Source organism: Amycolatopsis sp. NPDC059021 (genome assembly GCF_042739895.1).
Lineage (GTDB): Bacteria > Actinomycetota > Actinomycetes > Mycobacteriales > Pseudonocardiaceae > Amycolatopsis.
Window position 1 is genome coordinate 20,108 of sequence record NZ_JBHYIQ010000111.1, and the last position, 10,718, is coordinate 30,825.

The 10,718-nt window shown below is 69.9% G+C and carries 8 protein-coding genes; 5 read left to right on the forward strand and 3 right to left on the reverse strand.

Annotation, left to right across the window (positions count from 1 at the left end; all coding sequences use genetic code 11):
• The first annotated feature begins 30 nt into the window (after nt 1–30).
• Nucleotides 31–2,544 carry a glycosyltransferase gene (locus ACFWX1_RS40760; protein WP_378395229.1) on the forward strand — a complete coding sequence of 838 codons (2,514 nt, stop codon included), beginning with the start codon at nt 31–33 and terminating at the stop codon, nt 2,542–2,544.
• On the forward strand, nt 2,537–3,622 hold the full coding sequence (locus ACFWX1_RS40765) for a glycosyltransferase family 4 protein (protein WP_378395230.1): 1,086 nt from the start codon (nt 2,537–2,539) through the stop codon (nt 3,620–3,622). Before ACFWX1_RS40760 ends, ACFWX1_RS40765 begins: the two co-directional genes overlap by 8 nt.
• A gap of 446 nt (nt 3,623–4,068) precedes the next feature.
• Here the strand turns inward: ACFWX1_RS40765 and rfbD are convergent, their stop codons facing one another.
• Both rfbD and rfbB read right to left on the reverse strand, forming a co-directional pair.
• Nucleotides 4,069–4,968, reverse strand: a complete 900-nt coding sequence (rfbD, locus tag ACFWX1_RS40770) for a dTDP-4-dehydrorhamnose reductase (RefSeq protein WP_378395231.1) — start codon at nt 4,966–4,968, stop codon at nt 4,069–4,071.
• A gap of 11 nt (nt 4,969–4,979) precedes the next feature.
• Nucleotides 4,980–5,969 carry a dTDP-glucose 4,6-dehydratase gene (gene rfbB, locus ACFWX1_RS40775; RefSeq protein WP_378395232.1) on the reverse strand — a complete coding sequence of 330 codons (990 nt, stop codon included), beginning with the start codon at nt 5,967–5,969 and terminating at the stop codon, nt 4,980–4,982.
• 158 nt (nt 5,970–6,127) lie between these two features.
• On the opposite strand from rfbB, the gene ACFWX1_RS40780 reads away from it, so the two are divergent.
• Nucleotides 6,128–7,678, forward strand: coding sequence for an LCP family protein (locus ACFWX1_RS40780; RefSeq protein ID WP_378395233.1), 1,551 nt, complete (start codon nt 6,128–6,130; stop codon nt 7,676–7,678).
• Between the two features lie 78 nt (nt 7,679–7,756).
• Entirely contained in the window at nt 7,757–9,043 is a 1,287-nt protein-coding gene (locus tag ACFWX1_RS40785; protein ID WP_378395234.1) for an LCP family protein, read from the forward strand.
• Between the two features lie 10 nt (nt 9,044–9,053).
• On the opposite strand, the gene ACFWX1_RS40790 is transcribed toward ACFWX1_RS40785, so the two are convergent.
• Nucleotides 9,054–9,878 (reverse strand): NAD(P)H-binding protein, encoded by an 825-nt coding sequence (locus ACFWX1_RS40790; protein WP_378395235.1) that lies wholly within the window; start codon nt 9,876–9,878, stop codon nt 9,054–9,056.
• Between the two features lie 86 nt (nt 9,879–9,964).
• On the opposite strand from ACFWX1_RS40790, the gene ACFWX1_RS40795 reads away from it, so the two are divergent.
• On the forward strand, nt 9,965–10,666 hold the full coding sequence (locus ACFWX1_RS40795; RefSeq protein WP_378395236.1) for a TIGR03089 family protein: 702 nt from the start codon (nt 9,965–9,967) through the stop codon (nt 10,664–10,666).
• Nucleotides 10,667–10,718: the final 52 nt, after the last annotated feature.

A 10,718-nucleotide genomic window follows, 5' to 3' on the forward strand; every position in this document is an offset into this window, starting at 1 on the left:
TCTGCGTCATCCCGAGGACAGGAGCAGGCTTTGGCGCAGGGGGACCCGCAACCGCTCGTCTCGGTGATCGTGGTGAACTACCGCGGCGCGGACGACACCATCACGTGCCTGCGCTCGCTCGCCTCCGACCTCGATTACCCCGACGTCGAGCTGATCTGCGTCGATAACGCTTCCGGCGGCGACGACGTCGCCAGGATCAAGGCCGCGGTCCCGGGCGTCACGCTCGTCGAATCGCCGGTCAACAGCGGCTTCGCGGGTGGCTGCAATCTGGGCGCCGAGCACGCCACCGGCACGATCCTCGGTTTCCTCAACAACGACGCGCGGCCCGCGCCCGGCTGGGTCTCGGCCGCGGTCGCCGAGCTGCGGGCCCAGCCGAGGGTCGCCGCGGTGGCCAGCAAGGTCCTCGACTGGGAAGGCACCGGCACCGACTTCGTCGACGCCGGGCTCACCTGGTTCGGCATGGGCTACAAGCGCCACGCGGGCAGCCCGCTGTCGGCGGTCCCGCCGGCCGAACACGACGTCGCGAAGGACGTGCTGTTCGGCACCGGCTCCGCGATGTTCGTCCGTGCTTCGGTGTTCGCCGAACTCGGCGGGTTCGACGAGCGGTTCTTCATGTTCTACGAGGACGTCGACCTCGGCTGGCGGCTGAACCTGCGCGGCTGGCGCGTCCGGTACGTCCCGGAATCGCTGACCTACCACCGGCACCACGCGACGATGGCGGCGGTGGACGCCCCGGATTCCGGCCGTGAGACGTTCCTGCTGGAGCGCAACGCACTCGCCGCGCTGTACAAGAACCTTTCCGACGAGTCGCTGGCGAAGGCGCTGCCCGCGGCGCTCGCGCTGGCGGTCCGCCGCGCGACCGCCCGCGGCGATCTCGACGCGACCCAGCTCGACCTCGAACGCGGCGTCGGGCCCGCCGAAACCGGCGACGTCGCGATCCCGCGCACGACGCTCGCCGGAATGCTGGCGATCGACCAGTTCGTCGAGCTGCTGCCGTCGCTGGTGGAATCACGCGCGGCGGAGCAGGCCGCGCGCGTGCGCACCGACGCCGACCTGCTTCCCTTGCTGCGCAAGGCTTTGGAGCCCGCGTACCCGCTGCCGCGTTATCTCGCCGCACACGACATCCTGGTCGAGGCGTTCGGGATCGAGGCCGCATTCGGGCAGCGCCGGAAGATCCTGGTGATCACCGGCGACGCGCTCACCGAGCGGATGGCGGGCCCGGCGATCCGCGCCTGGAACATCGCCGCGACCCTCGCCGCCGAACACGACGTCCACCTGGTCACGACGAATCCGCACGTCTCGCCGCCACCTGCGCCGTTCCGGGTCAGCGCGGGCAAGCGGCACGAGCTGGACGCGCCGATCGCCGAGGCCGACATCGTGCTCCTGCAGGGGCACGTGCTCGAACTAGCGCCGTCGCTGAAAAAGCAGTACGCGAGCAAGATCGTCGTCGCCGACCTGTATGACCCGATGCACCTGGAACTGCTGGAGCAGGGCAAGGGAATCGCCGACGACAAGCGCGCGGCGGACCTCGCCGGAGTCACGAAGGTGCTCGACGCGCAACTCGAACGGGGCGACTTCTTCCTGTGCGCGTCGGAACGTCAGCGTCACTTCTGGCTGGGTCACCTCGCCGCACTCGGCAGGCTCTCACCCCGGCTCTACGACGCCGATCCGACAACGCAGTCGTTGCTCGCGGTCGTCCCCTTCGGACTGCCGCCGGAGACCCCGGCCCGCACCGGCCCGGGGCTGCGTTCGGCGCTCGGCATCGGGGCGACCGACCACGTGGTGCTCTGGGCCGGCGGCGTGTACAGCTGGTTCGACCCGCTGACGCTGATCCGCGCGATCGAGAAGCTGCGGAGGCGCCGCGCCGACGTCCGGCTGGTGTTCCTCGGGATGAAGCATCCGAACCCCGAGGTCGCCGAGATGGACATCGGCGCGCGGACCGTCCGATTGGCGGATTCCCTGGGGCTGACCGGGAAACACGTCTACTTCAACGAGCAGTGGGTGCCCTACGGCGAACGGCAGAACTGGCTGCTCGACGCGAACTGCGGGGTCACCACGCACTTCGAGCACGTCGAGACGACCTTCGCCTTCCGCACCCGGGTGCTGGACTACCTGTGGGCCGGGCTGCCGATCGTCACGACCGACGGCGACTCGTTCGCCGACCTGGTCCGCGCCGAACGCCTCGGTGTCGTGGTCCCCGCCGAGGACGCCGACGCGCTGGCGGACGCGCTAGAAACGGCGTTGTACGACGAGGAGTTCGCCGCCGGATGTGTCGAGCGGATCGCCGGTGTCGCCCAGCGGTTCGCCTGGCCGGAGGCGTTGAAACCGCTCGTCGAGTTCTGCCGGGATCCGCGGCCCGCCGCCGACCGGCTGGCGGGCTCCGCGGACCTCGTGACCACGAAACCCGCGCGGGGCAAGGAAATGGTGCGCCGCGACGTCGCGCTCGTGCGGGAGTACCTCAACGACGGCGGCGTGGGCGAGCTCGCGCGGCGGGCGGGCGGCCGGGTCCTCAAGATCGCCAGGCAGCGGTTGCGCCGTGGCTGATCGACCGTTGCGTGTGCTGCTCGACGGCACTCCCCTGCTCGGCACCAGGACCGGCATCGGCCGGTACACCGCGGCGCTGAGCGAGGAGCTCGCCTCGATGTCCGAAGTGGACACACGCGCGGTGGCCTTCACGTTGCGCGGCTGGCGGCGGCTTCGTCATGTCCTGCCGCACGGCGCGCGGGCGCGGGGCATGCCGGTGTCCGCGCGGCTGCTGCGCAAGACCTGGCTGCACGGTGAGTTCCCGCCGGTGGAGCTGTTCGCGGGACTGGCCGACGTCGTGCACGGGACGAATTTCGTGCTGCCGGGCCGGGCACGCGCGGCGGGCGTGCTGACCATCCACGATCTGGCCTTTTTGGACAATCCGGCGGAACTGGCGCCCAGTGACCAGGACCTGCCCCGGCTGGTCCGCCGCGGCGCCCGTCGAGCCGACGTCGTCTGCACGCCGACCGCCGCCGTCGCCGACGCGGTGGCCGAGCGGCTGGACGTCGACCGGGACAAGATCGTGGTGACCCCGCTGGGCGTGAACCCGGCCTGGTTCACCGCCCGGCCGCCGACGGACGAGCAGCGCGCGGAGCTGGGCCTGCCGGAGAAGTACCTGCTGTTCGCCGGTGCCGCGGGGCCGCGCAAGGGCCTCGACTGGCTCGTGCGCGCCCACGCCACGACGCCGGACCTGCCGCCGCTGGTTTTCGCGGGGCCCGGCCCGTTCCCTCAGGCGGAACGGTCGCAGCACCTCGGCTATCTGTCCGATGTGGACCTACGGCGCGTCGTGGCGGGCGCCTCGGCGCTCGTGCTGCCCTCGCGTGACGAGGGCTTCGGGCTGCCTGTCCTGGAAGCCATGGCCTCGGACGTCCCCGTCGTCTGCACCGACATCCCCGCCCTGCGCGAGGTCGCGGGCGACTGCGCCAGCCTCGTCCCCTACGACGACGTCGACGGCCTTGCCGCCGCCCTGCGCACCGCCGTCATCGACCCGCACGCCGTCGCCACCTCCGCCGCCCGCCGCACGCACGCCGCGGGCTTCACCTGGCGTACCTGCGCCGAACGCACCGTCGAGGCCTACCGCCGCGCCGTCTCCGGCTGATCACCGCGCTTTCCGCCACTCACCACACCCCTCACCTCGTCCCCCTCCCCCCATAAAGTCACGTATCACCAGGGGTATCCCCCACCCTCTCCGGGGGACGGCCCTAGGCCAGTCTATCGCCGGGGTCCGACAAGAACGGGCTGTCGGCGGTGTGGGGCCGGAAGTTGTCCACAATCGCTCTTGGCTGGGGATAACCCCCACATCCCGAGGCCCCGGGGTGCGCACTGCCGTGAAGGACTCCTTACCGGCGTTGAGCGCCGTGAAGGACTCCTTTACAGCGTTGAGCGCCGTGAAGGAGTCCTTCACGGTCTCTCGATCCACAAAGGACAGACGAAGGTATGCCGCGAACGACGCGTTGAGGACGCTGAACGTCCCCAACGACCCGTTCGCGACACCGTCCCAGCAACCCGAAGCCCCGAAAGCCGAGGGCCCCAGAGAGCTCGCAATCAGGCGGCAGCGAAGTAAGCCGTCAGAGCGTCCTGCCACGGGCGTAGCGGCGTCAGCCCGGCATCCCGCCAGGAAGCGTTCGACAGCACCGAATACGCCGGCCGCGGCGCGGGCCGCGGGAAATCGGCCGTCGTGCAGGGCAGCACCCGTGCGGGATCCGCGCCCAGCCCGGCGAAAACGGCCTGCGCGAAGCCGTACCACGTCGTCGATCCGCCGCCCGCGCAGTGCAGTACGCGCCCCGGAGGACCGGCGTCCGAAGCGATCCGTCCGGCCAGCTCCACCAAGCCGGAAGCGAGATCGGCCGACCATGTCGGCGACCCGGCCTGATCGTCCACAACGGACACAGTGTCGCGCTCTTTTTCCAAGCGCGCCATCGTTTTCACGAAGTTGTTGCCGGACTTCCCGTACACCCACGACGTTCGCACGACCCACGCCGACGCACCGGAGCCGAGCACCGCGTCCTCCCCCGCGGCCTTCGTGCGGCCGTAGGCGCTGCGCGGGCCGAGCGGATCGTCCACTTCGTACGGAGAGGAAGCGTCCCCTGGGAAGACGTAGTCGGTCGAGACGTGGATCAGCGGTACCCTGCGGGACGTGCACGCGGCGGCGAGCACCCGAGGACCGTCCACATTGACCGCGAACGCACGGGCCTCGTCGGTCTCCGCGGCGTCGACCGCGGTGTACGCCGCGGCGTTGACCACCACCGGCGACGCGCCGGAAGCCGAAGCTCGTTCCGCCAGCGCGGCGACGGCCGAGACGACGTCTCCGGTCCGGGTCAGGTCCAGCTCGGCCGACGAGGGCGCTATCGCCTCGGCATCGGGCCGGGACGACGCGAGCGCCGCCAGGTCACGTCCGAGCTGCCCGGATCCCCCGGGCACCAGCAGGAGCAGCCGTCCAGTCACACACCGTCCCCTTATTTCGCCAGCGCGGCACGGCCCTTCAGCGGTTCCCACCACGCCCTGTTGTCCGCGTACCAGCGCACCGTATCAGCGAGACCGTCCTCGAAGGACATTCGCGGCGCGTAGCCGAGTTCGGTGCTGATCTTCGTGATGTCCACCGAGTACCGGCGGTCGTGGCCCTTGCGGTCCTCGACCGGCTCGACGCTGTCCCAATCGGCGCCCAGCGCGTCCAGCAGCCGTCCGGTCAGCTCGCGGTTGGTCAGTTCCGTGCCGCCGCCGATGTTGTAGATCTCCCCCGCGCGCCCGTGATCGGCGACCAGCTGGATGCCGTGACAGTGATCGTCCACGTGCAGCCAGTCACGCACGTTCAGACCGTCACCGTAGAGCGGCACTTTCAGCCCGTCGAGGAGATTGGTGACGAACAACGGGATGACCTTCTCCGGGAATTGGTACGGACCGTAGTTGTTGGAGCACCGGGTGATACACACCGGCAGCCCGTGCGTGCGAGAGAACGCACGCGCCATCAGATCCGACGACGCCTTGGACGCCGAGTACGGCGAATTCGGCTCCAGCGCGTGATCCTCGGACCACGATCCCTCGTCGATCGAGCCGTACACCTCGTCGGTCGAGACGTGCACGAACTTCCCGACGCCGGCTTCGGAAGCCGCCTGCAGCAACGTTTGCGTGCCGAGCACGTTGGCCAGCACGAAATCCGCGGCACCGAGGATCGAACGGTCCACATGGGACTCGGCGGCGAAGTGCACCACCAGGTCCACTTCGAGCATCAGCTCGCGTACCAGCACCGGATCGCAGATGTCACCGGTCACGAACCGCAGCCGCGGATCACCGGAAACCGGCGCCAGGTTCGCCTTGTTCCCCGCGTAGGTGAGTTTGTCCAGCACGACGACCTCGGCGCCGGCCAGCGTGGGATAGGCGCCGCCGAGCACCCGGCGCACGTAGTTCGAACCGATGAAACCCGCACCACCGGTCACGAGAACCCGCATTTACTCCGCCTTTCGCACGCTTCCGACCGTGTGATCGGGAATCAGTGTGTCACGACTGGGGCAACCTTCACCCAGCCTACGGACGTCTAACACCAGGATCAGTAGAGTCGTACCAGCGGCACCCGGTGTGCCCTGGGGGACGAATCGGGGAGGAACGCGTGACCGAGTGGCCTGCGCCACCCGTGCCGGTGCACCGCGGACGCGGTGTCCTGGTGTTCTTCCGCCGTGGCGGCAAGGTCTTCCTCAGCCTGCTCTCCGTGGTGGTCCTGGGGCTGACCTGGTACGGCTGGCAGTACATCGGTGACCCGAACGAGGGACTGTCCACCAGCGCGGTGTTCGAGGACCAGTCGGCACACGCGAAGCCGCTGGACGGCGCCGTCGACATCCTCCTGGTCGGCATGGACAGCCGCACCGACGAGCAGGGCAACCCGCTGCCCCGCGAAGTGCTCGACATGCTGCACGCCGGGAACTCCGACGGCGAGCGTCAGACCGACACGATGATCCTCGTGCACATCCCGCAGGACGGGCGGCGCGCGGTCGCGATCTCCTTCCCGCGCGACTCGCTCGTGGAGATCACCGGCGGCTACGGCAAGCACAAGCTCAACAGCGCGTACGTGTACGCCTACAACGACACCTCCCAGACACTGCAGCGGCAGGGGAACACCGACCTCAAGGACATCGACGGGAAGTCCAAGGTGGCCGGGCGCAAGAACCTCATCGCCACGATCGAGAAGCTCATCGGCAAACCGGGCATGATCGACCGCTACGCCGAGGTGAACCTGGCCAGCTTCTACGAGGTCACCAAGGCCATCGGCGGCGTCGACGTCTGTCTCCTCAACCCGGTCAAGGAAATCAAGTCCGGGATCGATCTGCCCGCCGGGCGCCAGACGATCGAAGGGGTGCAGGCGCTCGCCTTCGTCCGGCAGCGGTACGACCTGCCGAACTACGACCTCGACCGCATCGCGCGGCAGCAGGCGTTCCTGTCCGGGCTGGCGAACAAGGTCCTGTCGGGCAAGACGCTGATGAACCCGGCGAAGCTCGGCGACCTCGTCGAGGCGATCAAGAAGTCGGTCGTGCTCTCCTCCGGGTGGAACCTGATGGAGTTCGCCGAGCAGATGCGCGGGCTCACCGGCGGCCGGATCGAGTTCCGCACGATCCCGACCCAGGGCAACGCGGTGGTCGGCGGCGCCGACGTGCTGCGCATCGACGAGGACCAGGTGCAGGCCGAGGTGGCCCGGCTGACCTCCGACGGCGTTCCCGACGCCAAGCCCGCCCCGTCGACGAGCGCGACGGTGCCCGGCGCGAACGCGGTGACCGTCGAGCTGTTCGACGGCTCCGGCTCGTCCTCGGTCGCCCCGCAGACACACACCTTGTTGCAGAGCAAGGGTTTCCAGCTCGCCAGCGACACCAAACTGAGCACCCGCGGCAGCACGGTGATCCGCTACAACCCCGCCGACGACACCGGGCTCTCCCTGATCCGCCAGGCGCTGGGCACAAGCGTGCAGGCCGAGCCCGACGCCGACGTCGCCGCCGGGCACGTCCGGGTCCTGCTCGGCCGCGACTTCCACGGCGCCGCCGCACCGGGCGGGGCAAGTTCCACCCCGTCCCCGAGCAGCAAGCCGACGCCGGCCTCCGCCGCGTCGTCCGCTCCGCCGTCGTCGAGTTCACAGCCCCCGATCACCGCGGGCGGAGTGGCCTGCATCAACTAAATCCCCGACACTCAGCGTGGCGACAGCGTCGGCACCTTAGGCTGGACGGCACAGCGACGCTACGGGGAGGTGACCACGGTGGACAATGACGAGAGCAAGCCGGATGGCGAACCACGTCTCGATGCGGAGGCCGCCGCCGAGGACACCCCTTCGGCCACGGACAGTGACTGGAAGCCGTCGCCCTTCCCCCGTTCCCCGATCGAGCCCGAGGCCGAACCGGTCCCGGCCCGCCGCGGCCCGCGCGCGGCCAAGCTGACCCGGCGGATCGCGATCGGCCTGGTGTCGCTGCTCGCGCTCGGCGCCACCGCCTACGGCTACGTCACGATGGGACGCCTGCAGCGGAACGTCCCCACGACGGACGCCCTGAGCAGGCCCGAAGACCCCGCGGCCCCGCCCGCGGACGACGGCGCGACGGACATCCTGCTCGTCGGCAGCGACGCGCGGACCGACGCACAGGGCAATCAGCTGCCGTTGCGGGTGCTGAAGGAACTGCGCACCGAAGCGACGGCGGGCAGCGTCAACACCGACACGATCATGGTCGTGCGTATCCCGAAGAACGGCGGGAAGGCGTCCGGGATCTCCATTCCGCGCGACACGTGGGTCGATATTCCGGGGCGGGGCAAGGGAAAAATCAACTCCGCCTACGGGGTCGCCAAGGCGCGCTTCGCGGCGGACCAGCGAGCGCGCGGCGAGCGGGACCAGGCGAAGATCGAGCGTGACTCGGACACCGAGGGCCGTCGCGTACTGGTCCAGACCGTGCAGGACCTCACCCAGCTGCGCATCGATCACTACGCCGAGGTCAACCTCCTCGGTTTCTACCTGCTGACCGAGGCGCTCGGCGGCGTCAAAGTGTGCCTCAACCACGCGACCGAGGACAAGGATTCCGGCGCGAGCTTCCGCCGCGGCGTGCAGACGGTGTCCGGCGGGGAGGCGCTTTCCTTCGTACGCCAGCGAAAGAACCTTCCCCGTGGCGACCTCGACCGGATCGTTCGGCAGCAGGCGTTCCTGACCTCGGCGCTGCACCAGGTGCTGTCCGCGGGCACACTGGCCAACCCGTCCACCATGAGCGGGCTGGTCGACGCCGCGCACCGGGCGATCGTGCTCGACGACGGCCTCGACCTGCTGCAGTTCGTCCAGCAGGTCAAGGGAATCGCCTCCGGCGACCTGAACTTCACCACGATCCCGGTGATCACGTCGAACGGGACGAGCGAGGACGGCCAGAGCATCGTCGCGATCGATCCGGCGGCCGTGCGGAAGTTCGTCGCCGAGCTGGCGGGCCGCGGTGCCGCTCCGCCGTCCGGCGGCGGTGGGGCGGCGGGAGCGGCGCCGCGGGTGGCCGCCGACGACGTACGCTGCGTCGACTGACCAGGTACGGCTAGAAGTCGGCCCGGTGGTCCCACACCCAGGTGGCGAAGGTGCGGGGCGCGGTGCCGGTGACCTCTTCGACCGTCTTCGTGACCGGCGAGGGCTCGTCGAGCGCGTTCGCCCACGAACGAAGGATCGCGTCGACGGCCCCGTCGGGCAGGCCGTGGCCGAGCATCCGCTCCCGTGCTTCGTCCGTGGACAGTTCGACCACCTTGACCGGCCGATCGAGGACGTCGCCGAGAATCGTTGCCAGCTCACGGAAACTGAGCGCTTCCGGCCCGCTGAGCGCGAGCGAGGCGCCCCGGTGTTCGCCGGTGGTCAGCGCGCGCACGGCGACGGCGGCGATGTCGGCCTCGTGGATGGCGCCGACCCGCGCGTCCGGATACGGAGTGCGCACCACGCCCTCGGCGAGCTCGGCCGCCCAGGCGAGCGTGTTGCTCGCGAAGTACCCGGGATGCAGCACGGTGTGCCCGAGACCGGACCCGGCGAGCGCTTCCTCCACCGCGCGGTGCAGGACCGCGATCCGGTTCTCCGAGAACGGTTCCAGCGTCGCGGACGAGGACAGCTGGACGACGTGGTCCACCCCGGCCCGCTGGGCCGCTGCGACGAACTTCTCGATGCCCTGCGGCCGGGTGTAGAGGAACACGGCGCGAACGCCGTCGAGCGCGCCGGCATCCGGATCCTCGAGGTCGAGGCTCACGGTCTCGACGCCCTCGGGCACGTCGAGCGTGCTCGCGTCGCGGCTCGCGGCGCGTACCTTTTCGCCCGCGTCGAGCAGCTGAGCCAGCACCTGCCCGCCGACGTGGCCGCGTGCACCGGTGACAAGGATGGTCATTCCAACCCCCGTAGTTTTGTTTTGCAAGCAAAACTACTTACGGGAGTCATCGCTGTCAACGGGGAGCGTGGTCATAGCCTGTGTCCATGAGTCTCACCGAACAGCTGCTGCGCCCCCTGCCGGCGTCCCCGGCGAAACCGCTGATCACGCACTACGACGACGCGCTGGGCAGCCGGGTCGAGCTGTCCGTCGCGACTACCGCGAACTGGGCGGCCAAAACGGCGAACTGGCTGGTCGAGGAGTTCGACGTCGAACCGGGCGACGCCGTCGCGGTGCGGCTGCCTTCGCACTGGCAGACCGTCGGTGTCCTGCTCGGAGCCTGGTGGTGCGGAGCGCGGGTGGTCACCGAGACGGGCGGGGCACGCGTGGCGTTCGTGACGCCCGACAGCGCCTCCGACGCGGAGGCCACAGCGGTCGTGTCACTGGACCCGATGGGCCGCGGGCTGGCCGAACCGCCCGCCGGCGGCGCGCTCGACTACCTCGGCGAGGCCCGGCTCGCCGGCGACCAGTTCAGCCCGCTGTTCCCGGTACCCGGTGACACTCCCGCGCTCGGAGCGTCCACAGTGGACGAGGTGCTGACGGAGTCCCGTTCCCGGGCCGCGAAGATCGGCCTGTCCGCAAGCGATCGCGTGCTGTCCACTGTGGATTGGGATGGAACGGAAGGCATTCTCGACGGCCTGCTGGTCCCGCTCGCCGCGGGCGTCCACCTCGTCCAGGTGAGCAACGCCGACCCGGCCAAGCTCGCCGACCGCCGCGCCGCCGAGCGCACCACCGCCGACCTGGGCTGAAACGACGAAGGTCCGTGGGGGCCTCCTTGAGGGACTCTGAGTCCCTCAAGGC